The organism is Polaribacter sp. Z014 (assembly GCF_023555435.1).
Taxonomy (GTDB): domain Bacteria; phylum Bacteroidota; class Bacteroidia; order Flavobacteriales; family Flavobacteriaceae; genus Polaribacter.
The window spans coordinates 15,286-41,534 of the sequence record NZ_JALCZP010000011.1 but is presented as its reverse complement, the minus strand read 5'-3'; the positions used below and the strand labels follow the sequence as shown (position 1 = coordinate 41,534).

At 30.0% G+C, this 26,249-nt stretch carries 27 protein-coding genes and 1 pseudogene; 15 read left to right on the top strand and 13 right to left on the bottom strand.

Features of this window, described 5'->3' with window-relative positions:
• Positions 1-46 precede the first annotated feature (46 nt).
• Positions 47-580, bottom strand: a complete 534-nt coding sequence (locus MPF19_RS12800) for a DUF1599 domain-containing protein (protein WP_203391777.1) — start codon at positions 578-580, stop codon at positions 47-49.
• An 88-nt stretch (positions 581-668) separates the two neighbouring features.
• Between MPF19_RS12800 and MPF19_RS12795 the strand changes: the two genes are divergently transcribed.
• The 6 genes and pseudogenes from MPF19_RS12795 (at position 669) to MPF19_RS12775 (ending at position 4,082) form a co-directional block, all read left to right on the top strand.
• Entirely contained in the window at positions 669-1,250 is a 582-nt protein-coding gene (locus MPF19_RS12795) for an LOG family protein (protein WP_203391776.1), read from the top strand.
• Between the two features lies 1 nt (position 1,251).
• Positions 1,252-2,076: a dihydropteroate synthase gene (gene folP, locus MPF19_RS12790; RefSeq protein ID WP_249988539.1), complete on the top strand. Its 825-nt coding sequence runs from the start codon at positions 1,252-1,254 to the stop codon at positions 2,074-2,076.
• A 176-nt stretch (positions 2,077-2,252) separates the two neighbouring features.
• A pseudogene (locus MPF19_RS19505) lies at positions 2,253-2,360 on the top strand (hypothetical protein); the annotation flags it as partial.
• A 61-nt stretch (positions 2,361-2,421) separates the two neighbouring features.
• Complete coding sequence (locus MPF19_RS12785) at positions 2,422-3,027, top strand: ExbD/TolR family protein (RefSeq protein ID WP_249988538.1); 606 nt, start codon at positions 2,422-2,424, stop codon at positions 3,025-3,027.
• Positions 3,028-3,079: 52 nt separating this feature from the next.
• Entirely contained in the window at positions 3,080-3,856 is a 777-nt protein-coding gene (cdaA, locus tag MPF19_RS12780; protein WP_249988537.1) for a diadenylate cyclase CdaA, read from the top strand.
• Positions 3,857-3,869: 13 nt separating this feature from the next.
• Entirely contained in the window at positions 3,870-4,082 is a 213-nt protein-coding gene (locus MPF19_RS12775) for a hypothetical protein (protein ID WP_249988536.1), read from the top strand.
• 52 nt (positions 4,083-4,134) lie between these two features.
• Here the strand turns inward: MPF19_RS12775 and MPF19_RS12770 are convergent, their stop codons facing one another.
• The 3 genes from MPF19_RS12770 to truA are packed head-to-tail and all read right to left on the bottom strand — an operon-like array spanning position 4,135 to position 7,248.
• On the bottom strand, positions 4,135-4,701 hold the full coding sequence (locus MPF19_RS12770; protein WP_249988535.1) for a hypothetical protein: 567 nt from the start codon (positions 4,699-4,701) through the stop codon (positions 4,135-4,137).
• A 51-nt stretch (positions 4,702-4,752) separates the two neighbouring features.
• Positions 4,753-6,519 carry an ABC transporter ATP-binding protein gene (locus MPF19_RS12765; protein WP_203391770.1) on the bottom strand — a complete coding sequence of 589 codons (1,767 nt, stop codon included), beginning with the start codon at positions 6,517-6,519 and terminating at the stop codon, positions 4,753-4,755.
• A 3-nt stretch (positions 6,520-6,522) separates the two neighbouring features.
• Positions 6,523-7,248, bottom strand: a complete 726-nt coding sequence (gene truA, locus MPF19_RS12760) for a tRNA pseudouridine(38-40) synthase TruA (protein ID WP_249988534.1) — start codon at positions 7,246-7,248, stop codon at positions 6,523-6,525.
• A 100-nt stretch (positions 7,249-7,348) separates the two neighbouring features.
• On the opposite strand from truA, the gene MPF19_RS12755 reads away from it, so the two are divergent.
• Positions 7,349-7,846, top strand: a complete 498-nt coding sequence (locus tag MPF19_RS12755) for a metallophosphoesterase family protein (protein ID WP_249988533.1) — start codon at positions 7,349-7,351, stop codon at positions 7,844-7,846.
• Here MPF19_RS12755 and MPF19_RS12750 read toward each other — a convergent pair.
• The 4 genes from MPF19_RS12750 to MPF19_RS12735 form a co-directional block, all read right to left on the bottom strand.
• Positions 7,833-9,563 carry an ATP-binding protein gene (locus MPF19_RS12750; RefSeq protein WP_249988532.1) on the bottom strand — a complete coding sequence of 577 codons (1,731 nt, stop codon included), beginning with the start codon at positions 9,561-9,563 and terminating at the stop codon, positions 7,833-7,835. The genes MPF19_RS12755 and MPF19_RS12750 overlap by 14 nt on opposite strands.
• 113 nt (positions 9,564-9,676) lie before the next feature.
• Positions 9,677-10,366, bottom strand: coding sequence for a hypothetical protein (locus MPF19_RS12745; RefSeq protein ID WP_249988531.1), 690 nt, complete (start codon positions 10,364-10,366; stop codon positions 9,677-9,679).
• A 196-nt stretch (positions 10,367-10,562) separates the two neighbouring features.
• Positions 10,563-11,228, bottom strand: a complete 666-nt coding sequence (locus tag MPF19_RS12740) for a response regulator (protein WP_249988530.1) — start codon at positions 11,226-11,228, stop codon at positions 10,563-10,565.
• A gap of 289 nt (positions 11,229-11,517) precedes the next feature.
• Positions 11,518-11,949, bottom strand: a complete 432-nt coding sequence (locus tag MPF19_RS12735; protein ID WP_203391764.1) for a DUF4293 domain-containing protein — start codon at positions 11,947-11,949, stop codon at positions 11,518-11,520.
• Positions 11,950-12,147: 198 nt separating this feature from the next.
• Between MPF19_RS12735 and rho the strand changes: the two genes are divergently transcribed.
• Positions 12,148-13,839, top strand: a complete 1,692-nt coding sequence (rho, locus tag MPF19_RS12730) for a transcription termination factor Rho (protein WP_249988529.1) — start codon at positions 12,148-12,150, stop codon at positions 13,837-13,839.
• 146 nt (positions 13,840-13,985) lie between these two features.
• Positions 13,986-15,899 (top strand): CocE/NonD family hydrolase, encoded by a 1,914-nt coding sequence (locus tag MPF19_RS12725; RefSeq protein WP_249988528.1) that lies wholly within the window; start codon positions 13,986-13,988, stop codon positions 15,897-15,899.
• A 55-nt stretch (positions 15,900-15,954) separates the two neighbouring features.
• On the opposite strand, the gene MPF19_RS12720 is transcribed toward MPF19_RS12725, so the two are convergent.
• Positions 15,955-17,160, bottom strand: coding sequence for an MFS transporter (locus MPF19_RS12720; protein WP_249988527.1), 1,206 nt, complete (start codon positions 17,158-17,160; stop codon positions 15,955-15,957).
• A gap of 298 nt (positions 17,161-17,458) precedes the next feature.
• Between MPF19_RS12720 and MPF19_RS12715 the strand changes: the two genes are divergently transcribed.
• Complete coding sequence (locus tag MPF19_RS12715) at positions 17,459-18,076, top strand: DUF1684 domain-containing protein (protein WP_249988526.1); 618 nt, start codon at positions 17,459-17,461, stop codon at positions 18,074-18,076.
• A 4-nt stretch (positions 18,077-18,080) separates the two neighbouring features.
• Here MPF19_RS12715 and MPF19_RS12710 read toward each other — a convergent pair whose 3' ends face one another.
• The 4 genes from MPF19_RS12710 to MPF19_RS12695 all read right to left on the bottom strand — a co-directional run bounded on the left by MPF19_RS12710 (position 18,081) and on the right by MPF19_RS12695 (position 20,439).
• The gene (locus MPF19_RS12710) at positions 18,081-18,329 is read right to left on the bottom strand and encodes a hypothetical protein (protein ID WP_203391759.1); all 249 of its coding nucleotides are present in this window, start codon (positions 18,327-18,329) and stop codon (positions 18,081-18,083) included.
• Positions 18,329-18,655, bottom strand: a complete 327-nt coding sequence (locus MPF19_RS12705; RefSeq protein ID WP_166387013.1) for a nucleotide pyrophosphohydrolase — start codon at positions 18,653-18,655, stop codon at positions 18,329-18,331. Before MPF19_RS12705 ends, MPF19_RS12710 begins: the two co-directional genes overlap by 1 nt.
• Before the next feature lie 156 nt (positions 18,656-18,811).
• Positions 18,812-19,585 (bottom strand): alpha/beta fold hydrolase, encoded by a 774-nt coding sequence (locus tag MPF19_RS12700; protein WP_249988525.1) that lies wholly within the window; start codon positions 19,583-19,585, stop codon positions 18,812-18,814.
• Positions 19,586-19,725: 140 nt separating this feature from the next.
• Entirely contained in the window at positions 19,726-20,439 is a 714-nt protein-coding gene (locus tag MPF19_RS12695; protein WP_249988524.1) for a pyridoxine 5'-phosphate synthase, read from the bottom strand.
• Positions 20,440-20,505: 66 nt separating this feature from the next.
• On the opposite strand from MPF19_RS12695, the gene MPF19_RS12690 reads away from it, so the two are divergent.
• The 5 genes from MPF19_RS12690 to bamA all read left to right on the top strand — a co-directional run bounded on the left by MPF19_RS12690 (position 20,506) and on the right by bamA (position 26,186).
• Positions 20,506-21,159, top strand: coding sequence for a CBS domain-containing protein (locus tag MPF19_RS12690; RefSeq protein WP_249988523.1), 654 nt, complete (start codon positions 20,506-20,508; stop codon positions 21,157-21,159).
• A gap of 35 nt (positions 21,160-21,194) precedes the next feature.
• Entirely contained in the window at positions 21,195-22,094 is a 900-nt protein-coding gene (locus MPF19_RS12685) for an NAD kinase (protein ID WP_203391755.1), read from the top strand.
• Positions 22,095-22,199: 105 nt separating this feature from the next.
• Positions 22,200-22,898 (top strand): type IX secretion system protein PorG, encoded by a 699-nt coding sequence (gene porG, locus MPF19_RS12680; RefSeq protein WP_249988522.1) that lies wholly within the window; start codon positions 22,200-22,202, stop codon positions 22,896-22,898.
• Between the two features lie 5 nt (positions 22,899-22,903).
• The gene (gene uppS, locus MPF19_RS12675; RefSeq protein ID WP_203391753.1) at positions 22,904-23,647 is read left to right on the top strand and encodes an undecaprenyl pyrophosphate synthase; all 744 of its coding nucleotides are present in this window, start codon (positions 22,904-22,906) and stop codon (positions 23,645-23,647) included.
• A 7-nt stretch (positions 23,648-23,654) separates the two neighbouring features.
• On the top strand, positions 23,655-26,186 hold the full coding sequence (gene bamA, locus MPF19_RS12670) for an outer membrane protein assembly factor BamA (RefSeq protein WP_203391752.1): 2,532 nt from the start codon (positions 23,655-23,657) through the stop codon (positions 26,184-26,186).
• Positions 26,187-26,249 lie beyond the last annotated feature (63 nt).

Genomic DNA, 26,249 nt, shown 5'->3' with positions numbered 1-26,249 from the left:
ACTTCGTTACTAGCAATGAAGAGAACTTTGTTACTTTTAACTTTTTTTACCCCAAATGAATCAATGCAAAAACTGCGTAATTAATCATGTCTTGGTAATTCGCATCAATTCCTTCAGAAACCAATGTTTTACCTTTATTATCTTCAATTTGCTTAACGCGTAATAATTTCTGTAAAATTAAATCTGTTAAACTAGAAACACGCATATCTCTCCAAGCCTCTCCATAATCATGATTTTTATTCATCATTAATTCTTTGGTAATTTTGGCATGTTTATCATACAAAACAGTGGCTTCTTCCGTATTTAAATCGGGGTTAGCAACTACTCCATTTTCTAACTGAATTAACGCCATTATAGAATAATTGATGATTCCTATAAATTCAGATTTCTCCCCTTCATCCACTTTTCTAACCTCATTTTCTTGTAATTGACGAATTCTTTGCGCCTTAATAAAAATCTGATCTGTTAAAGATGGTAACCGTAAAATTCGCCACGCAGAACCATAATCACTCATTTTTTTTATAAATAAACTCCTGCATTCTTCAATTACAGCATCGTATTGTTTAGATGTATCTTGCATTTTCTCTTGTTAAAAAGTATTTGTTCAAAAATACTAAATCCTATAGGCATTTCATTAATTTTACCAAAGAATTTTAAAACGTATAAAGTTGAAAAAAATTGTTGTTTTTTGTGGCTCAAGCTTAGGTTTTAACCCAATTTATAAAGAAGCCGCCGTAGCATTAGGAAATCATTTTGTAAACAACAAAATTGGTTTGGTATATGGAGGCGGTAAAATAGGAATGATGGGCGCCATTGCCGATACAATTCTAGCTCATAACGGCGAAGTTATTGGTGTAATTCCTAAATTATTAGAAAAAGAAGAAGTTGCTCACTCTGGCGTTGAAGAAATGATAGTTTGTAATACAATGAGCGAACGTAAAGTAATAATGAGCAAATTAGTAGACGCTTACATTGCATTACCAGGAGGTTTTGGCACCCTAGACGAGTTGTTTGAAGCACTTACTTTAGGACAATTACATATTGAACAAAAACCTGTAGGACTCTTAAATGTAAACGGTTTTTTTGATGCTGTTTTATTGCAATTAGATAAAATGATAGCAGAAGGTTTCTTAAAACAAACCAATAGAGACATGTTAATAATTGGTACTTCCGTAGAAGATTTAATGCAAAAAATAAACACTTACAAAGCACCAAAAATTAGTCACATAATAAATAAAGTAGTTAGTTAGCATGACGATAAATTGCAAAGGTACTTTAGTCGATTTAGCCACCCCAAAAGTGATGGGGATTTTAAATATTACTCCAGATTCTTTCTTTGACGGTGGTAAATATAAAAACGAATCAGATTTTCTAAATCAAACTAACAAAATGATATCTGATGGCGCTACTTTTATAGATGTAGGCGCCTATTCTTCTAGACCTGGTGCAAAACATATTTCCGAAGAAGAAGAATTACAAAGAATTGTTCCTGTAATTAATTTATTAGTTCAAAATTTTCCAGAAATCATTATTTCTGTAGATACATTTAGAAGTAAAGTTGCCCAAGAAACCATAAATGTGGGTGCAGCCATTATAAATGATATTTCGGGTGGTAAAATGGACGATACTATGTTTACCACCGTTGCAAATTTACAAGTTCCTTACATTTTAATGCACATGTTAGGTACGCCACAAAACATGCAACAAAACCCCGTTTATAAAGATGTAACTCAAGAAATCATTTCTTTTTTCGCAGCACAAATACACAAATTACATCAACTTAAATTAAACGATATTATTATAGATGTTGGTTTCGGGTTTGGTAAAACAAATGTCCATAATTTTGAAATCTTAAAGAATTTAGAACTTTTTAAAAGTTTAGATACGCCAATTTTAGCCGGAATTTCTCGTAAATCTATGTTGTATAAAACGTTAGATATTTCTGCACAAGAAGCCCTAAACGCAACAACCTCTGCCAATACAATTGCCTTATTAAATGGCGCAAATATTTTACGTGTACATGACGTAAAAGAAGCGGTAGAAGCTGTAAAATTGGTAAATCAGATTTCCTTTTAGAAGCTATTTCCTGCTTTCCACTATATCTTTTTTTAAAAAAAATAAAAAAAGGATGCCGTTTCAATCAGGGCTAGACATATTTACGAACAAACTTCCCAAACAAAAAGCAACGTATCATTTAAAAATAAGCACTTTTTAGCAATTAAGAAATCTCATCAAGATTAAATTATTGAGATTCTTCTTCATGTTCCATAAAGAATAACATCCTTTCTAAAAATAAAATATTTGGCATTCTTTTTGTTAAATATATGTTAACGTCAAAAACCAATCTAGTCAAACTTTAATAAATCAATTCGAAATAATTCGAACTGAAAACCATTTATTAACTTTTAAAAACTAGAAATTATGAGTAGAAAAGAATCTCCAGAAATTAATGCGGGTTCCATGGCAGACATCGCCTTTTTATTATTAATCTTTTTCCTTGTTACCACAACAATGAGTGTAGATGCAGGAATATCGAGAAAAATTCCGCAGAAACAAGAAAACCCCACAGATTTAGACATCAATGAAAGAAATATATTAGAAATAAACATCAACAAACACAATGCATTATTAGTAGATGGAAAAATAATTGAAGTAAAAGAGTTAAAACAAATTGCGATTAACTTTATAGACAATGGAGGTGGACTTGATATTAATAAAAACACTTGCAGTTGGTGCACAGGAAAGCGAGACAAACTATCTTCAGATCATCCATCAAAAGCAATCATATCAATAAAAACAGATAGATTAACAAATTATGGAACCTATCTTTCTACCCTCGATATTATAAATTCGGCTTACGCACATTTACGAAATAAATTGGCTATTAAACTGTACAAAAGAAATTATAAGAGTCTTTTAGAAGAGTTAAAAGCATCAAACAACTCCGATAATAATCTTTTAGAAAAAATTAAATTAATTAGAGAAAAATACCCTTTATTATTATGCGATGCAGAAATTAATATATGACATTGACTTTTGCCAATTTATTAGTACTTTAGCCTAAAATCAGTCAATTTTCATGTTCGATTTTATTGAGTTTTCTTTATTAGATGTATTAGATATTTTATTAGTTGCAACACTACTATACTACATATACAAATTATTAAAAGGTACTGTTGCTATTAACATTGTTATTGGTATAGCCTTTATTTTCTTAATCTGGAAAATTACACAAGCCTTAAAAATGGAAATGTTAAGTGGTATTTTAGGCTACTTACTTTCTGGTGGAGTTATTGCGTTAATTATTGTTTTTCAGCAAGAAATACGTAAATTTTTGTTAATGATTGGTACCACAAACTTTACCAACAAACGTAGTTTTTTAAAACAATTAAAATTTTTACAAACAGATATTAGTTCAGAAATTGAAACAGAAACAATTTTAGAAGCTTGTAAAAATATGTCTAAAACAAAAACTGGTGCTCTAATTGTTATTGAACGCACCAATTCTTTAGATTTTCTAATAAATACAGGCGATAGCATGAATGCTTTAGTAAATGTAGCTATTTTAGAAAGTGTTTTCTATAAAAACAGCCCTTTACACGATGGAGCACTAATCATTAGGGATAATTATATTGTTGCTACAAGGGTAATTTTACCCGTTTCTGACAGTACAAAAATTCCTGCAAGATTTGGACTAAGACATAGAGCTGCAATTGGAGTTTCGGAAAAAACAGATGCTGTTTGCTTGTTAGTTTCTGAAGAAACAGGAGAAATTTCTTATATAAAAGATGGTGGTTTTGAATTGTATGCTGATTATAATGATCTAGATGACAAACTTAAAAAAGATTTGATGTAAAGGTATTTATATTATGAATAAATTACTTTGGAAATTTTCAGGAGCTATTTTAGTAGGATTTTTAGGATGGCTGATAAGCTATAAATTGAGCCTTTTACTTTTAGGAAATGATAATTCTGGGTTTATAGTAATTGTTATAATGGTGTTTATGGGTATCCTCCTTGGAACAATTCTCGGTTTTGTTATAGCTGGAGAAAAATTTAAAAAACATCAAAAAAAAGTATAAAAAAAAGGTCCTCAATATTGAGAACCTTTTTAAATTTTAAAAATAACTTTCCTTATTTAGAAGGAGCCATTTTAGATTGAATAGTAGATAATACACTTTTGTATTTCATTAATTCACTTGCATCTAATTTAGATGCTAATTTTTTTCCTTCTGCTAATAAAGCAGCTCCTTTAGGTGCTAAAGCAGAAATCTTACCTAAATTACCGTTAGCAGCAATATAATCTTTTGCATAAGTAGCGTATTCAGTTAAGTTTTTTGTTACCGCTTCATTTGCAAAACTAGGAATAGTAATTCCCGCTAATGCAGAATCTTTAGCTCCAGAAACAGCTTCTTTTGCTCCTTCAACAGCACTTTCAGCACCTTCTACAACTGCATTTGCTGCATCAGTAGCTCCATCTTTAACTTTAGTAGCAGCTTCTTTTGCTCCATCAGCTACTGCGTTAGCAGCATCACTTGCTCCTTCTGCAACTACATTTGCTGCATCTTTTGCTTCATTTGCAACTGTACCAGCCGCTTCTGTTGTTGCATCTTTTAATTCTTTAGCTCCTTCAGTAGCTTTTTTACAAGAAGAAAACATTAATGCTCCAACTACGAAAATTGATAATACGATTTTTTTCATTTTTTTGATTTGTTTTGTTTGTACCACAAAGGTAAATCAAAAATATTGATTTTAAGAAGCTTTCTTGATGCTAAATTGTTTATCGTATAAGTTTTTATAATACCCATTATCTCTGTCTAACAACTCATTATGAGTTCCTTCTTCCACTATTAAACCTTTATCCATCACAATAATCTTATCCGCTTGTTTTATAGTAGCTAATCTATGTGCAATAACAATAGAAGTTCTCCCTTTTGTAATGGTTTCTGTGGCGTATTGAATCATTTGTTCTGCATGAGAATCAACCGAAGAAGTCGCTTCATCTAAAATTAAAATACTTGGTTTACTTACATAAGCCCTTAAAAAAGCTATTAATTGTCGTTGTCCAGAAGATAACATAGCTCCACGTTCTTTTACGTTATATTGATAACCTCCTGGAAGTGTCATAATAAAATCGTGAATACCAATTTGTTTTGCCGCTTTTTCTACTTCCTTTAAAGTGATGTTTTCATCCTTTAAAGTAATATTATTTAAAATTGAATCTGAAAATAAAAAGACATCCTGTAAAACAACCGCTACTTGATTTCTTAAACTCTCTAAAGCATATTCATTTATCGAAATATTATCAACACTAATAGTACCACTATCAATCTCATAAAAACGATTAATTAAGTTGATAATAGTCGATTTACCAGCACCTGTAGCACCTACAATAGCTACTGTTTGTCCTTTTTTAACATTTAAAGAGATGCCTTTTAACACTTCTTCTCCTTTTATATAGCTAAAATGAACATCTTTAAAACTAATATCTCCTTTCAGTTTTTCTGCTTTTTGTGTTCCGTTTTTAACAATACTACTTTGTGTATCTATCACTTTAAAAACACGTTCTCCAGAAACGATACCCATTTGTAATTGGTTAAATTTATCTGCAATCTGGCGTAACGGTCTAAATAACATTTGTGCCATTTGCACAAAAGCCATTACGGTACCAGGACCAGGAACAGACCCTCCAATAATTTGTTTACTACCAAACCAAACAATTAAACCAATACCAATTGATGATAAAATTTCTGCAATAGGAAAGAAAATAGAAAAATACCAAATGGTTTTTACATACGCTTCTTTATGTTTATTATTAATCTCTTTAAAATTTTTATACTCTATGTTTTCTCTGTTAAATAGCTGTACAATCTTCATTCCTGTAACACGTTCTTGCACAAATCCATTTAAATTTGCTACTTGATTTCTTACTTCTTGAAACGTTGCTTTTATAGCTTGCTGAAAAACTCTCGTTGCATAAATTAAAATTGGTAAAACAGCCAATGCAATTAATGCTAACTTCCAATTAAAATAAAACATTAAAGCCGCTATTGCAAACATCTGTAAAACATCACTTACAATTGTAAAAACACCACTACTAAAAAAGGCGGCAATAGTTTCTATATCAGAAACCACTCTTGTTACTAATTTACCTACAGAATTGGTATCAAAATAAGACATTTTAAATTGTAAAATATGCCGAAATGTTTTTGCTCTAATATCTCTAATAATATGTTGCCCAACCCAGTTAGCATAATAAATAAAAGTAAAACGTAGCAATACTTCTATTAGCACTACTCCAAACATTAAAAGTATATTGTTAATAAGACCTTGTGTGTCTTTTTCTGTGATATATTTATCTACCGTTTCTTTTATTAAATAAGGGTTTAACAAAGCTACAAAAGCTAATAAAATAGTAGAAGAAACAGCTATAAAAAAGTTTAATTTATAGCGTTTTGCAAAAGACATCAGTCTTAAAAAGATTTGTAAATCGAAAGCTTTTCCTGTTTTATCTGCCAAAACCTAATATTTAATATTTGTTAAAAACAACCCTTTTGCAGGAACTGATAAGCCCGCATTTCCTCTATTTTTACTCTCTATAATTTTTCTAAAATCGTCTTTTGTAATTTTCCCCAAACCAACATCTACCAAAGTACCCACAATGGCTCTCACCATATTTCTTAAAAAACGATTTGCCGTAATATAAAACACCAACTCCTTTCCGTTTTGTTTCCAAACAGCTTCGGTAACATCACAATTATAAGTATACACATCTGTCTTAACTTTAGAAAAAGTCTGAAAATCGGTATACTCCAATAATAATTTTGCGGCATCATTCATTAAATAAATATTTAAATCCTGTGAATGTATTTGCCAAGAAAAGTCTAATAAAAAAGGGTTTCTACCTAACCATATTTTATACTCGTAACTTCTGCTAAGTGCTCCAAATCGTGCGTGCATTTCATCATCAACCGAAAACACATTATACACAACAATATCCATTGGTAGTAATGAATTTAACTTATGCGGAATATCTCCCTTCAGTTCTTTTTCGATATCGAAATGAGCAAACATTTGAGAAGCATGTACTCCGGTATCCGTTCTTCCTGCTCCAACAACTTCTATCTTTTCTTGAAGAATGGTACTAACTGCTTTGTTCAATTTTTCTTGTACAGAAATAACATCTGGTTGAATTTGCCAACCATGATAAATTTTTCCGTTATAAGAAAGTTCTATAAAATACCTCAAGAAAGTGTGTTTTTGTAGCTGTCAAAATTACGGAATTTATTTTGTTATGATTACATTTGAAGCTAATAGAGACGTTAATCTTTTCTTACAATTACTTTTGATGAAGAAAATCTTATTATTATCTGATACTCATAGTTTTATTGATGCTCAAATTTTAAAGTTTGTAAAACAAGCTGATGAAGTTTGGCATGCTGGCGATATTGGCAATTTAGAAGTTACCGACACCATCAAAAAACTAAAACCTTTACGTGCTGTTTTTGGCAATATTGATGGAGCCGAAGCAAGATCTGAATTTCCTTTAGATTTAAAGTTCGAAATTGAAAATGTTTCAGTTTGGATAACCCATATTGGCGGTTATCCTAATAGATATGATAAAAGAATACGTGAGGAAATAAAGTTAAATCCTCCAAAAATATTTATTTCAGGGCATTCACATATTCTAAAAGTACAATACGATAAAAAACTAAATTTATTGCACTTAAACCCAGGTGCCGCAGGAAACCATGGTTTTCATAAAGTAAGAACCATGTTACGTTTTGCTTTAGAAAACGGAGAAATAAAAAACATGGAAATTATAGAATTGGCTAAACGAGGTTAATTGCCTCTTTTTCTAAAATAGGCAATACTACTTTAATAACAGTACCGTTCTTTAGAGCAGAATCTATTAGAAAATCTCCTTTCATCATTTGTATTCTTGCTTCAATTTGATTTAAACCAAGACCGTCTTTATTGATGATTTTGTTTTTATCAAAACCAATGCCATCATCTGAAATTCTTAAATACAGTTTGCTATCTGCTTCATTTAAATGAATCATCGCTTTTTCAGCTTTACTGTGCTTTAAAATATTATTAACAAATTCTTGAATAATATTATATACTTTTATTTCAAAGTTTTGTTCATACCTCCTAGTTTCGCCTATTCTTGTATCAATCTTAATTTGAGAGTTAGAGTACTTATCTGCCATATCTTTTATAGCGTATTTTAACCCAAATTTTAACAAAACGGAAGAAACTAAAGTATGAGATAAGTCTCTAATTTTTTGAGAAGCTTCTGTAATAATCTCTTGAGTTTTATCTATCTCTATAGGAATTTCACCATTTAACTGGCTTCTTGTAGCTTGTAAGTGAAGATTTGCCGATGACAATAAAGCACTAACACTATCGTGCAAAGTTTCTGCTATTTGTTTCCTTTCAGACTCTTTACCATCTATTGTAGCGTTTAAAATTCTTACTTGCGATTCTGATCTTATCTTTTCTATATTTTGATGCTGGAGTAATTGGGTTTGAGAAAGTTGAAGCCCTAAATTCTTTTGTCTTAATTTATACACATTAACCCAAAACAATAAAGATAATATAATTACAAAAGCACTAATAACAATCGCCAAAAAAATCCTTTGATTTTTAAGACGTTTATTTTCTGCCTCTTTTAAAACTAATTTTTTAACCGTATTAACGTTATTTTCAGCATTAATTTTTTTCACGATACCTCTTAATTCAGTATCTCTTAATTCATCTTTTATACCATAAGATAAATCTTGAAACTCATAAGCCTTATAATCTTTAAGTTTATACATAGACCAAGATAAGTTTGCATATAAACTTGCTTTAAATCTAACAGCTTTAGCACTATTATCATTTCTAATTAATTCTAATGCTTCTAAATACGTCTTTTTTGCTAACTTATAATCCTCTTGAATTAAATAAATACTAGCCAAGTTACCTAAAGCAGCAGCGTGATTAACTTTATTTTTATTAAGTCTATGAATTTCAATAGATTTATTTGCATATTTTTTGGCTAAATCATATAAGGAATCATTTATATAAAAAGCTGATAAATTACTATACGCTTTTGCTTTAACATCTAATACCCTTTTATCTAAATCACTATAAACTAAAATTTTATTATAATAATATAAAGTACTATCTCTATATTTAGTTATTAACTCTTTATCTTGTATATCTTGAACATCTTCCCGCTCTTTAAGTTTATGGTAAGAGCTTCCCAAACGAAGATAATTTTGAATTAGCAATAATGATACATCAAAGCTTTTATTATGATCCTCTATTCTTAGAGAATCATAAACCATACTCTTTACATTTACCCTAAAGTATTTAACACCATCTTTAAAACTTAATGTTTCATAAAAAATATTACCTATCAAATAATTTGTTTTATAAAGCACTTCTCTATCCTTATTTTTTGAACTATCTAATAATTTAAAAGCTTTTTTTAATGCTAAATCAAACTTTTTTTCTTCATATAATTTATTAATATTTCGAAATCTTTTATTTAAAAGACTATCATTTAATTGCATATAAAAAGAAGTTGTATTTGATACAACTTCTTTTCTACTAGCCAGTGTTTTAAAAAAAACGACCAAAAAAAATAATAAAATTAATTTATTTAGAGTTTTCAATCCTTATTAATTTAATCTATAATTACCTCAGGTCTTCTTTCTTTTGTAAAAGCATAAGACTTAGAATTTGTTTTAGCAGCAGTATCACCCTCTATAAGAATATGATTTACAAAATCAATTTCTAGAGCTTCACCATCTATTTTATCAAAAACTTTAGAGAAAGTTGTTACATCTGTTTTTCCTTCTTCTAAATGAACTTCATAAATATTCAACTCATCATTATAAACAAAATCTACTTTTACTTTGCTGTTTACTGTAAAATCTAAAGTGTATGTTCCATCTTCATTTCCAGAAATACTATACTCAGAAAGCATATCTTCATTTTCATTTTTAGACAAAGAAGCATTTTTATCTTTAATAGTAATTTGGGGCTGATTACTAGAATTAGTATCTACAAAACCTACTTTAAGCTGATTTCCATCAATAGTAAGATCTTGCGTAACTTTACGGCTTAACAGATTCTCTGATGAATATAAATAAATATAATTTGTATTTGTAGTGTCATCAACAACGTTTTCCGTTTTTACATTACCATTTACGTTGTAATCTAAAAAATATCCTCCGTTAGCATCTCTATTAATCGTAAATGTTTTTAAAAGATCTAAAGATTGTTCTTCTTGTAAAAGTGTTTCGTTGGTAGAACAAGAAGAAAAAACTAGTACTACTGATACTAATAAGGCAAATAAGTTGAAATTTTTCATAATGTGAAGGGGGGATTAAGATTTAATACTTTGTTTAATTTAATTATTTTCGAGAACTATTATTATATTATTTAATTAGCTAAGGCAAGAATGTATGCAACAATTAGGGGTTCTAGGGGTTTAACTATAAAGCCTTTTAGGGGAATGATTTAAAAAAATCAAAGCTTATAAATAATTATTTTTTGGGGGATAAGAACTATACTATATTGTTTTTTACTGCATACATTGCCAAGCCTACTGCATTTTTTACATTTAATTTTTTTAACAAACTCTTTCTATACGTTTCTATTGTATTCTTACTCAGGTGCATTATATCAGCCATTTCTATAGTGCTATGTTCCTGTGTAATCAATTTTAAAACATCCAATTCTCTTTCTGTTAAACTATCTAACAAAAATTTCCCTGGTACTTCTCCCTTAGGAACCATTTGACCAGATAAAGATTGTAACAATATCTTTTGAATATCATTACTAAAATATTGTTCTCCTTTAGCAACCGCTTTTATAGCATTTATAATATGCTCGCCAGCATTGTTTTTAGAAATATATCCCATACAACCAAGATTTAAAACTTCTTGAACAATTTTAAGATCATCATAACTAGACAATATTATAACCTTTTGGTCTATTCTCTTTTCTCTAAAATATTTTAACACTTCAAAACCATCTAAAACTGGCATGGTAATATCTAAGACTAAAACATCTGCGGTGTTTTCTTTTTGACTAAACCAATCAATCACCTCTTGTCCTGTTAAAGAATATCCTTTTATTTCAATCTCTTTATCAGTTTTTATTACAGCGATGATACCTTCTATTAATATTTTATGGTCATCAGCTACATGAACGTATATCTTTTCTTTCATTTTTACATTACAAATTTAATTCACAAATTAAAACTATACAATACCCATTTACAGTGAAATTTTCACCTCCCTATTTTCAGTTAGACGCCTCACTGAAAACAGTGAGACACTTATTTTATGACATTGATTTTCAACACATTAAATCCTCGTAAGATTTTAATATATTCGTCTCTAAAAATACAAATTAAAAACTCAAATTAGATTTAAACTCTGAAAACATATAGAAAACAAAAAACCGAGAATTAAATTCTCGGTTTTTTTTCGCACTAAATATACTAATATGATAGGTTTATCGCAATCTATCTACAGATTTCACAAGATCTTCATCCTTTTTAATAGCCTTATTTGCCAAAACAATAAGCAAAACAACTAAAATCGGTAAGAACATCCCAATACCCTTCTCCGAAATCGAAACTTCTCCAGGTAAAGTTAGAGATACATAAATCAATAATCCTAATAAAAAAAGATTGATCAAAATAACTAAACGTCCTACAACAAACTGTAACTTTCTATTTTTAAATAAAAAAATTGTTACAAAAGAGACTATTGCAGAAAGCAAATATAACAAAGGAATTACTTTTAAAAGCATAGAATCTCTAAAAAATAAATCTAAAGCAAATATTTCTTCCTTAAGATTACTCCAAATATTGAATACAAATATCAACCCTCCAGAAACTGCGGTTGCTAATAATAAATATATACTCTGTATTCTTTGAATCATCTTAAAAAATAGGTTTACAAAAGTAGAACTTTCTTTTTTAAAAAGAAAACCTAAAACTTAAAAATTTTGTATATATTTGTAATATAATAACCACCCAATAAATATTGTATAGTACTATATACAATACATAAACTCTAAAAAAAAATTATAATTAATCTTATCTAAATAAGGTTTCCAATTTAACTTAACATATAACGAATGTTCGAAATCTCAGAACTAAAAGCAAAAACACTTGCTGATTTACAGGTAATTGCAAAATCTATTGGTCTATCAAAGACGAGTCAACTTAAAAAACTAGATTTAGTGTATCAAATATTAGATACACAAGCTGCAAACCCTGTAGATACTTCACCAACTGTAACTGAAGTAAAACCAAAAACAGAAAAACCTAAAAGAAAAAGAGTTTCTAAAGTTGCTACACCTGTAAAAACTAAAACCGAAATAGAAACACCAACACCTGCTGTAGAAACAACAGAAGAACCAATAAAACAAGAAAAGATACCTCAAAGAAAACCTATTGCTAGAAAAACTGCGGCTAAAGAGACTCCAGCAAAGACAGAAAACAAAACGGAAGTAACTAAAGAAAGAGTTATTAAACAGGTTGAGAAAAAAGAGCCTAAACCGGCTAATAATCAAAATAAACCACAAGCTAATAAACCGCAAGCAAATAAGCCACTACCAAAGAAAAACCCAAATCAAAATAGAGACAAGAACAACTCTAATAGAAATAACGGTAATAAATCTGGTAATCGTTATAAAGATCCAGATTTTGAATTTGATGGAATTATTGAAAGTGAAGGCGTATTAGAAATGATGCCTGATGGATATGGTTTTTTACGTTCTTCTGATTATAATTATTTATCATCTCCAGATGATATTTATGTTTCTCAATCTCAAATTAAATTATTTGGCTTAAAAACAGGTGATACCGTTAGAGGAAATGTTCGTCCACCTAAAGAAGGTGAAAAATATTTTCCTTTAATTAGAGTATCCAAAATAAACGGATTAAACCCTAACTTAGTTAGAGATCGTGTTTCTTTTGAGCACTTAACACCTTTATTTCCTCAAGAAAAATTCAATTTAGCAGAAAGAGGTAGTTCTTTATCAACAAGAATTATCGATTTATTTTCTCCTTTAGGAAAAGGACAAAGAGGTATGATTGTAGCACAACCTAAAACGGGTAAAACCATGTTATTAAAGGATGTGGCAAATGCAATTGCAGCTAATCACCCAGAAGTTTATCAAATAGTATTATTAATTGATGAGCGTCCGGAAGAGGTTACAGACATGAAACGTAATGTACGTGGAGAAGTTGTTGCTTCTACCTTTGATGAACCAGCAGACAAACACGTAAAAGTTGCCAACATTGTTTTAGAAAAAGCAAAACGTTTGGTAGAATGTGGGCATGATGTTGTTATTCTTTTAGATTCAATTACACGTTTGGCAAGAGCTTACAATACCGTTGCACCTGCATCTGGTAAAATACTTTCTGGTGGTATCGATGCAAACGCATTACACAAACCAAAACGTTTCTTTGGTGCAGCAAGAAACATAGAAAATGGTGGATCATTAACCATTATTGCAACTGCACTTACAGAAACTGGTTCTAAAATGGACGAAGTAATTTTCGAAGAATTTAAAGGAACAGGTAATATGGAACTTCAATTAGATAGAAATATTTCTAATAGACGTATTTACCCTGCTATCGATTTAATTAAATCATCTACAAGACGAGACGATTTATTATTAGACGCTAAAACCGTACAAAGAATGTGGGTTTTACGTAAATATCTTGCAGACATGAACCCTATAGAAGCAATGGAATTTATTAATGACAAAATTAAATTCTCTAAAAATAATGATGAGTTTTTAATTTCTATGAATGGTTAGAAATAACAATTAGACATTAAAAAATACTTTACACAAAACCTTTTTGAGCAATCAAGAAGGTTTTTTTATTGGAAGCTATTTTAACATTAGAATTTTTACCACTTCTTTTATGTTTTGTAGATTTAGCAAAACTAATTCACCTTTATATGAAGAAACTTTTACTTTTATCATTTTTAAGTCTTTTTTTACTCAACTCTTGCAACTCTATCGTAAAAAAAGAAGCCAAAAAAGACACTTTTGTATCCGATAATTACTCAAAAAAAGAAGTAGATATTGTTATGCGAGATGGTACAAAACTGCACACCACCATTTATTCTCCGAAAGATACTAGTAGAAAATATCCTATTTTAATGCAAAGAACACCTTATAGTTCTAAGCCTTACGGAGAAGGTAAAATGAAAACTAAAATTGGTCCTAATATTTATCTAATGAAAGAATTGAATATTGTAGTGTATCAAGATGTTCGTGGCCGTTGGATGAGTGAAGGTGTTTATGACAATATGCGCGCTTATATTCCCAATAAAACGGCAACACAATCTGACGAGGTTTCTGACACCTACGACACGATTGATTGGTTGGTAAAAAATGTAGAAAACAATAACGGAAATGTAGGTACTTGGGGAATATCATATCCTGGGCATTATGCTACAATTTCTACAATTGATGCGCATCCTGCCTTAAAAGCAGCTTCTCCACAAGCGTGTATTGGCGATTTTTTCTTTGATGATTTTCATCATAATGGAGCTTTTATGCTAAGTTATTTTAGAGCAATTTCTTTATTTGGAACCTACAAAGACACACCAACAGATACGGCTTGGTATTCGTTTCCTAAAATGGATTCCCAGGATCAATATCAATTTTTCTTAGATAAAGGGCCTTTAAAAAACTTAAACGAATATTTTCAGTATGATCGATTAGGTGTTAAAACAGCTGAAAATAAAGATAGAATTGATGATTTTTTCTGGAAAGAAATTGTAGAACATCCAAATTATGATTCCGTTTGGCAAAGTAAAGGTATTATTCAGCATTTAGACAAAGTGCCTTCTACGGTTGCTACTATGATAGTTGCAGGAGAGTTTGATGCAGAAGATTTATATGGACCTTTATCTACTTATAAAGCCATAGAAAAAAACGAAAAAGACAATTATAACACCTTGGTTTTTGGACCTTGGGATCACGGAAAATGGGCTAGTTCTAAAGTTACAAACTCTGTTGGAAATTATTATTTTGGAGATTCTATTTCTTTAAAATTTCAGTCTGATGTAGAAACAAAATTCTTTAATCACTTCTTAAAAGGAAATGGCGACAAAAATTCTGGGTTACCAGAGGCTTATGTTTTTGATACTGGTAAAAAAGAATGGAAGTCTTACGATGCTTGGCCTCCTAAAAACGCATTTAAAGAAGATTGGTTTCTGTCTAAAAACCAGAAATTGACTTCAGACAAAAAATCAACAGAAAAAATAAATTTTATTAGTGATATTAAACATCCTGTTCCGTATTCCGAAGATATAAAAACGGTTTTTACGCCACGTAAATACATGACAGACGACCAACGTTTTGCGGCAAGAAGACCAGATGTTTTGGTTTTTGAAACGGATGTTTTAACCGAAGACTTTACTTTAGCCGGAGATATTTTAGCAAAATTAAAAGTAGCAACTACAGGTTCTGCAGCAGATTGGATTGTAAAAGTAATTGATGTTCATCCTGCGGATGCAGAAGAAAATAACGAAAAACTACAAGATCATTTAAAAATGAGCAATTATCATTTAATGGTTAGAAGTGAAGTTTTAAGAGGTAGATTCAGAAATAGTTTTGAACATCCAGAACCTTTTATACCATACAAAAAAACCGATGTAAATATAAAATTACAAGATGTTTTTCACACGTTTAAAAAAGGACATAAAGTACAAATACAAGTTCAAAGCACTTGGTTTCCTTTAATAGATTTGAATCCGCAAACGTATGTAGACAATATTTACAAAGCAGACGAAAAAGATTTTAAAACACAAACACATACCGTTTTTACAGATTCTAGTATTGAGTTTACAGTATTAAAATAATCCTTCTAAGATAAAACGTAAACAATCCATCAATAAAATTTGATGGATTGTTTACCTATAAAACTTCCTTTTTTAATACTCGTAAAAGATATCCTAAAATTAAAACGCCTACAAGCGCAAAAATTGTCATGGCAAACCAAGTGGTATCAAAACCATATTCAGCAACCATTTGCATACCAACATTATGACTAAAAATATGTGCTAAAGAAAATGAAATACTATACAAAGCCATATATTCTCCTTGATTTCCTTTTGCAGCACGTTCTATTGCAAAAGCATTCGAAAACGGAAAAGCAATCATCTCTCCAATAGAAATTAATAAAACTCCAATAATTAAAATACCAACCCAACCTGTTAAATTTAGAATAATAAAACTTAAGGCTACCAAAAAAAGTCCTGAAGCTATTAATTTAATTTTAGACATTTTTAAATCTTCCAACCATTTTATCAAAGGCATTTCTAACAAGAAAATAAAAAGTCCGCTTAACCCCATTAGCAAACCAATATCAAACTCTGATAAATGACGATTTTCACTATAATACAGAGGAATTGTAGAAAAAAACTGCATAAATACAAATCCAAAAATAAACATCGCTAAAAAGAAAATCCAAAAAGCTTTATCGTCATAAGCAGAAACAGGGTTTTCTACTTTTACCTCATCTTGTATTTTTGTTTTCTTAGGATGCAATACTTGTAGCAATAAAAAAGCGGCTAATACACAGGTAATTCCATCCATCCAAAATAAGCCTACATACCCAATACCTGTAATGATTAAACCTCCAATTGCGGGTCCTGCAGAAAACCCTAAGTTAATTGCCAATCGAATTAACGTAACAGAACGTGTTTTATTTTCTGGTTTACTATACGCACTTAAAGCAACAAACATTGCAGGTCTAAAAGCATCTGCAACCAGCATTACTGTAAAAATACCAAAGCAAAACTCATTAAAAGTTGCTGCATATTGCAGAAAAACAAATAGAATTCCCGTGAGCACAAGACTCACTAACATAACTTTGTAATAACCAATTTTGTCTGTTAATTTACCACCAATCCAAGTACCAACTACAGAACCTAACCCAAAGAAAGACATGATCCAACCAACATCTGCTAAAGAAAAATGAAGACTTTTTGTAAGATATAAGGATAAAAAAGGGATTACCATTGTACCAGATCTATTAACAAAAGTGATTAATGATAACCACCAAACTTCTTTAGAAAGCCCTCTAAAAGTATTAATGTAATTGTTATATAGTTTTATCATTTTGGTTTATATTAATATTTAATCATTGAAAGAAGTTCAGTATAATTATTACGAATCAATTTTTTTTAGCATTGAAATACTACTAAAAATAAAAAAGTCCGACTGTGAAGTCGGACTTTTATAATTATTTGATTTTATATTGAAATCATCAAAACATATAAACATACCGACTACTGTGGTTTATCCACGATAACTTGGTAATATATGTTAAGACTCTGTTCATTTCTGTTTTTATTAATGATTCAAAACTACATAAAAATAATTGAATATTGTATTTTTGAATTGTAAATAAATTATAATGAAAAAAATAGTACTTATACTCTATGTAACTTTTCTATTGATATCTTGTAATTCTCAAGGCAAACGCCCTTTAATAGGAAAAACTATATATCAACAAGAATTAAACGCTAGTTATAAAGACGCTTCGAAATCCCCCTTAAAAAAGAAAGATTTAAAGAATTTTAAAGGATTAAACTTCTTTGAGGTTGATTCTACTTTTATAGTAAAAGCGAATTTTATAAAAATAGAAAATGCGCCTACGTTTAAAATGACAACTACCACAGATAGAAAACCATTATATAAAGAATATGGTTTACTAAACTTTGCTTTAAAAGGAATAAATTGTCAATTAACCATTTACCAAAGTCAAGATGATTTAGATGATGAAAAATATAAAGACTATTTGTTTTTACCTTTTACAGATGATACTTCTGGAGAAACATCTTATGGTGGTGGACGTTATATGGATGTAATGATCACAGATATTACGCCAGAATTTACTGTTATCTTAAATTTTAACAATACTTACAACCCTTATTGTGCCTATAACGACAAGTATTCTTGCCCTATTACACCAAGAAAAAATCATTTAGATTTAGAAATAAAAGCCGGAATAAAGGATTTTAAAAAACACTAAAATATTATACCATTTTTTTATTGGTCATATAAAAACCATAAACAGCACTAAAAACAACCTTAAACCCAAAAAAGTTTTTCCATTTATCATTTGCAAAATTGGTTTCTGAAACTTTAGCAAAATCTCCAGAAAACAAATCGCTAGAACTAGCTATTAATAAAGAAACTACTGTTACAATAACAAAAAAAGGAATGGCAACTTTTGCAAAATTAATCCAAAAAAGAGGCTGTTTTATTTTTTCTAATAAACTCATTATTTTAATTTTTGATTGTTGTGATGACGATCGTGATCACGTTTGGTTTTAATATCTAATTTCTTTTCGAAAGCATCTTGTAAATCAATTCCGGTTTGGTTTGCCAAACATAAAACCACAAACATAACATCTGCCAATTCTTCTCCCAAATCTTTATTTTTATCAGATTCTTTTTCACTTTGCTCTCCGTAGCGTCTTGCTATAATACGTGCAACTTCACCAACCTCTTCTGTAAGTTGTGCCATGTTGGTTAACTCGTTAAAATAACGAACTCCATGAGCTTTAATCCAATCGTCTACTTGTTTTTGTGCGTTTTCTATGTTCATTTTTTTTATTAAAAGATTGAAAAATTAAAGACTCAAAGGTATAGTTTCTAAATTTATTTGGTTTGTTTCTAATGGTAAAAAAACTAACCTCGCTTACTTCTGATAAAAGTCATTAAAACAGACGTTATATCATTATAGAAAGCGAAACCTTTTCTTTTACTTCAAAAACTCAGAAACCTCTGCATAAAACTGCTTCGGATTTTCTGCATGCAACCAATGACCTGCATTTTTAATTTCTACAATTTTAGAATTAGGAAAATGAGCTTCTATAATTGGTTCTTCCTCTTTTGTGATATACTCAGATTTTTCTCCTTTTAAAAACAACGTCTCCTTTTCGAAAACAGTAAAAGAAGGCAACGCTTCCCCAATCTCTGCATTATTTTCTGTTAAAGATTCTAAATTAAATCTGAATGCTAATTGTCTTTTTTCTTTCCAATACACATTTTTTAACAAAAACTGACGCACACCAAAATCTGGAATTAATCCTGATAATTTATTATCAACCAAAGTTCTAGTATTTTCTACAGAAAAATCAATAGAATTTAATGCTGCCAAAATAGCATTATGATGTGGTTGATACATTCTTGGAGAAATATCAACAATAATTAATTTATCAACCAATTCTGGATACGTAACAGCAAACAACATTGCTGTTTTTCCGCCCATAGAATGCCCAATGATATCTACTTTTTCTAATTGATAGTGTTGTATATAATTATACAAATCTTCAACTAAAACCTCATAATTAAATTCATCTTCATGAAAACTACGTCCGTGATTTCTTTGGTCTATAAGGTGAACTTGATAATCTTTGGCAAACTGATTTCCTAAAGTTTTCCAGTTATCAGACATTCCAAAATAGCCATGTAAGATTAATAATGGTTTTCCTTCTCCTTTTATTGTTGAATGTAATATTGGATTATTAGACATTTATATGAATTGATTATTATATAATTTGTCAGGTCAATCGTGTTCGAGACCTAAGTTTTATTCTTGAGATTTCTCAATCGCTAAAAAAGCTCATTTCGAAATGACACTGTGACTGAAAACGGCAACTGAATACTGTTAAATTACTTAAGTCGATGCAAATACATATTTACAACATTCTCTAAACCTAAATACAAACTTTCTGCAATAAGCGCGTGGCCTATAGAAACTTCTGCCAAATGAGGTATATTCTCTTTAAAGAATTTAATATTATCTAAACTTAAATCGTGCCCAGCATTAATACCTAAACCTAATTTGTTAGCTAAAACAGCCGCTTCTGTATATGGTTTTATAGCATCAAAATTCCCTAAATCATATTGAGTTGCAAAGTCTTCCGTATATAACTCAACTCTATCTGCACCTGTTTTTGCAGCTGCTTCTAGCAACTTAGCATCTGTATCTATAAAAATAGAAGTTCTAATTCCGTTTTGTTGAAATTCTCTAATAACTTCTTGTAAAAAAGATTGATGTGTAATAGTATCCCAACCCGCATTAGACGTAATAGCATCTAAAGCATCTGGCACCAAAGTAACCTGCGTTGGCTTTACTTCTAACACCAAATCCATAAAAGATTTTATCGGATTTCCTTCAATATTATACTCTGTAGTCACAATATTTTTTAAATCTCTTGCATCTTGATAACGTATATGTCTTTCGTCTGGTCTTGGGTGAATTGTGATTCCCTGAGCACCAAATTCTTCAATATCGCTGGCAACTTTTAATAAATTAGGCACATTTCCGCCACGAGAATTTCTTAAAGTTGCTATTTTATTAATATTTACACTTAACTTTGTCATTGTCTAAAATTAGGCTGCAAATATAATTTATTAAATCATTTTATCCTATATTCGTAAAGCATGAATATGAACGACTATATATTAGAAGAAATAAAACCACTTCGCTTAAAAGATGCTGTAAAAAGCGCTCAAAAAGTGTTTAAAAATTACCCTATAACACATTTTCCTGTTATTGAAAACAATAAACTATTAGGTTCTTTTGCGGAAGATGACCTACAAACTATAGAAAACAATGAGGATGAATTAGTTGAACATGCTTATTTATTAAATTCTTTTTTTGCTGATGAAAAAGCAACTGTTTTAGAACTATTAAAAATTTTTGCAGACAATGACACCAACATCATTCCTGTTTTAAATGAATATAAAGATTATATTGGTTATTTTGATTTAAGAGACGTTTTAGATGTTTTTTCCACAAGCCCTTTTATGGTTGAAGAAAGCGAAACTTTAATTATAGAAAAATTGAGCAATGATTATTCTATGAGTCAAGTTGTACAAATTATTGAAGCTAGCGGCGGAAAATTATTAGGTTTGTATATCTCAGAAAAAAATACAGACACTATTCAAGTTACTATCAAAGTAATTTCAGATGAAATAAATGAAATTATGCAAACCTTTAGAAGATATGATTATAAAATTATATCTATGCATGAAAATGATATTTATTTAGAGGATTTAAAAAGTAGGTCTGAATATTTACAGAAATATTTAGAAATGTAAACCTTTTAAAAGGCTTTTACAAAAAAAACAAAAAAGTGAAGAAAGCAGCAATTTACGGTCAGTCTTACGCCATTTCATCAGAAAAGGAAATTAAAACATTATTACACGTTTTAGAAAAAAAACAGATTGATTTTTATATAGAAAGTGAATTTTATACCCTTTTGGTAGAAAATAACGTTTTAAAAGATGTGTATAAATCTTTTGTTAGTTTTAACGATTTAGATAGTTCTTTTAATATTATGATTACCATTGGTGGAGACGGAACATTTTTACGTTCTGCAACACATATTAGAGATTTAGACATCCCTATATTAGGTATAAATACGGGTAGATTAGGTTTTCTCGCTATTGTTCCCAAAGACCTTATTGAAGAAAGTATAGATCTTGTTATTAAAGGTGATTACACTCTTCAAGAAAGAACACTTGTATCTATAAGGACAGAACCAAAAACCAAGGATTTTGCAGAACTTAACTTTGCATTAAACGAAGTAACCATCGCTAAGAAAAATACCACTTCTATGATAGGTGTACAAACGTATTTAAATGGTGAATATTTAACTAATTATTGGGCCGATGGGTTAATTATTTCTACGCCCACAGGCTCTACGGGCTATTCCTTAAGTTGTAATGGACCTGTTATTTTACCAGATTCAAAAAATTTAGTTATCACACCTATTGCTCCTCATAATTTAAATGCGAGGCCTATGGTAATTTCTGATGAAACTAAAATAGAATTAAAAGTAGATTCTAGAGAAAAAAGCTTTTTAATCTCTTTAGATTCTAGAGTATCTAGTGTACCAAACAACACGACCATTTTTATAGAAAAAACCGATTTTACAATAAAAAGTATACTTCCAAAAAACCAATCTTTTTTAAAGACATTAAGAAGCAAACTTTTATGGGGAGAAGACATTAGAAACAAAACAAATGTTTAACAAACTCCTTACAATATTTCTTTAAAAAAGTTGTTATTCAAAAAAGACTATATATTAACTTTATAAAGCAATTTGAAATCTCTATATTTGCCCACTATTTTTAGAATGAAAAAAAGAATATTATTTTTCGTATTTGTAGGTTTTACAACCATCTTCTTTGGCCAACTCCATGAAGTAGGCCTTACTATTGGCGGCACAAACTATGTTGGTGATATTGGTAAAAACTACTATTTCTACCCAAACAAACTAGCCGCAAGTGTTTTTTATAAATACAATTGGAACCCTAGAATTGCACTAAGAGCAAGCTATAGTCTTCTACCTATTTCTGGTAATGATGCAGATGCAGACACTGGTTTTAGAAGAGACAGATTAGACCCAACTGGAAAAACATACAAGTTTTCTAACACAATAAATGAATTAGCGGCAGGAATAGAATATAATTTTTACGAGTATGATTTATCTTCAGATGATAAAACATGGACACCTTACCTACTATTAGAATTGGCTGTATTTAATTATACAAACGTTAAGACATACTTACCAACAGGAAAAGTAGACAAATTAGGTAAGAAGACCTCTTTGGCTATTCCTTTCGGTTTTGGTTATAAGTCTAAATTATTTGGTACTTTAGCGTTTGCAATTGAAGCAAAATTTAGATATACTTTTGAAGACGATTTAGACTACCTTTCTACAGATACACCAAATGTAAATTTAGAAGGCACCGGAAATGATTGGTATATGTTTACAGGAGTTTCTTTAATCTACACCTTTGGTAGACCAGCTTGTTACACAAACGGATTATAAAAATTATGGACAAAAAACTACTTATTGACTTACAAAGAACACCAAAACATGTTGCCATAATAATGGATGGTAATGGGCGTTGGGCAAAAGGTAAAGGGATGAATAGAATTTTTGGACACAGAAACGCCTTAACAGCGGTTAGAGAATCTGTTAGTGCGGCATCTAACATCAATGTAAAAGCAATTACTCTTTATGCTTTTTCTACAGAAAACTGGAACCGTCCTAAATTAGAAGTAGACGCTTTAATGAGTTTACTAATCAATTCTTTAAAAAAAGAATTACCCGGTTTTATGAAAAATGGAGTTAAAGTAAACGCCATTGGTCTAATTACTAGTCTACCCCAAAAAGCTCAAAAAGTACTAGCTGATGTAATTTCTAAAACAAAAGACAATACAGATATTGTATTAACTTTTGCACTAAGCTATGGTTCTAGAGAAGAAATTGTTAATACTATTAAAAACATATCCAAAAAAGTTGTTAATAATGAGCTCAATATCGAAGAAATTGATGAAAATACTATAAATAACCATTTATATACGTTTAATTTGCCCGACGTTGACCTAATGATAAGAACTAGTGGAGAACAACGCATTAGTAATTTCTTATTATGGCAGATGGCATACGCCGAATTATATTTTACAGATATACTTTGGCCAGACTTTAGAGAAGAGCATTTTTACGATGCAATCATAGATTATCAGAATAGAGAACGAAGATTTGGAAAAACAAGCGAACAAATTACAGAATAAATTTTTTATGAAATTATTTTCTGCTACAATAATGCTAACGGCATTATTTTTTACTTTTAGTGCCAAAGCACAAAATGAAAAAGATAGTTTATCAATTGTAAAAAAAGATACTACTGCTACAAAAGATCTTTCCTTTGAAAAAGGGAAAGAATATATCTTAGGAGGCATGAGTGTTACAGGATTAAAAAAGTTTAGCGAAGAAACCGTAAGGGTTTTTACAGGCTTAAGAAATGGTCAACCCCTAAAACTTCCAGGAGACAAACTTACAAGTGCTATTAAAAAGTTGTACGAAAGTAAGCAATTTAGTAACGTAGACGTATACCTAGCCAAACTAGATGGCAATACCATATACCTTCAGTTTGATGTATTAGAATTACCTCAATTAAACAATGTAACCATTACAGGTATTAAAAAAGGAAAAGCTAAAGACCTTAAAAAAGATGCAGAGCTTAAAAAAGGTGCTATGGTAACAGATAACCTTATTGTTACCTCTAAAAACTACTTTACCAAAAAATATACAGATAAAGGTTATCTTAAAACCAAAGTTAATTTAGATGTTAAAAAAGACACTAGTGATATTAACATTGTTAATATGGCTATTTTTATTGATAAAGGAAAAAAAATAAAAATTAAGGACATTATATTTAAAGGTAATAAAGCGCTTTCAAGTAAAAAACTTAGAAAAGCGATGAAAAATACCAAAGAAAAAATAATTGGTCGTTTTTGGAAAGGCTCTAAATACATCGAAGAAGATTTTCAAGAAGACTTAGAAAGTATTTTAGATAAATACAGCCGATTAGGCTATAGAGATGCACGTATTCTTAGTGATAAAATTAGTTGGAATGATGATAACACCATTAATATTAATTTAGATTTAGAAGAAGGTAGACAATACCGATTTGCAGAAATATTATTTGTAGGTAATAAAGAATATACGGCAGAACAACTTCAACAATATTTAAAAATTGAAAAAGGAGATGTTTATAACGGCGCTGTTTTAGAAGAACGTGTTAAAGGTGACGGTAGCCCAACATCTCAAGATATCTCTACTTTATACCAAGATAGTGGTTTTTTATTCTCTTCTGTGAATGCCGTAGAAACAAAAGTAAAAAATGATTCTATTACAGTAGAAATTAGAATTAGAGAAGATGAAAAAGCGCGAATCAGAAAAGTAACAGTTTCTGGTAATGAAAAAACAAATGACCACGTATTATTTAGAGAACTTAGAGTAAAACCAGGTGATTTATTTAGTAGAAGTGCCATTATTAGATCTATTAGAGAAATTGGTCAATTAGGGTTCTTTGACTCTAATGTTACTCCTGATGTAATACCAGATTATCAAAATAAAACAGCTGACATAGACTTTACGGTTGTAGAAAAAGGTGGAAGCCAAATAGAACTACAAGGTGGTTATGGTGGAGGTTCTTTTATAGGTACTTTAGGTTTATCTTTTAATAACTTTTCTATCAGAAATATTTTTAATAAGGAAGCTTACAAACCATTACCAATGGGAGATGGTCAAACATTATCTTTAAGACTACAAACCAGTAGAACATATAATACGTATAGTTTTTCTTTTACAGAACCATGGTTAGGTGGTAAAAAACCAAAATCATTATCATTTTCTGTATACTCATCTAATCAATATCAATTAGATTATACTACTTATGATGTAGACAAAAGCAAAAGTTTAGGTATAATTGGTGCTTCTGTAGGATTAGGACAACGATTAAAATGGCCGGATGATTATTTTCAATTATCTCAATCTATTAGTTATCAAGCATTAAAATCTAATGATTATAATTTTGGTTTGGCAGGTTTAAACTTAAACAACGGTACTCTTAATAATCTTTCTTATAATATTTCTTTAACAAGAAATTCTGCAGGACCAAGTTTAATATTTCCTACTTACGGATCTGAGTTTACAATTGGAGCAAAAGCCACATTTCCATATTCTTTAGTGAATAATAAAGACTATAATGATAGTAACTTAGATGCTATAGATAAATACAAGTGGTTAGAATACTATAAATTAAATTTTAAAGGAAAATGGTACACTTCTTTTACAGATAAATTGGTTTTAATGACCAATGCAGAAGGAGGATATTTAGGCTCTTACAACAAAGATCTAGGAGCAACACCAGTAGAACGTTATTTTGTGGGTGGAGATGGTATTGCAGCTTACCAATTAGACGGTAGAGAAACAGTTGGTTTAAGAGGTTATGAAAATAGCGGACTTTCTTCTAATTATGGTGGTACAATTTATAATAAATTTCAGTTAGAACTGCGCTACTCTATTACAGACGCTCCATCGGCATCTATTTATACTTTAGGATTCTTAGAAGCAGGTAATTCTTATGATACTTTTAAAGAATTTAATCCGTTTGACTTAAAACGTTCAGCAGGAGTTGGTGTAAGAATTTTTATGCCAGCATTTGGTTTATTAGGAATTGATTTTGCACATGGATTTGATCCATTGCCTGGGGAAACTGAAAAATCTGGTTGGCAAACACACTTTATAATTGGAAAACAATTCTAAAAAAACGATAGCTTTGTAAAGAAAAAGTTTTTTTGGCACGGTTTTTTCTAAATACATAATACA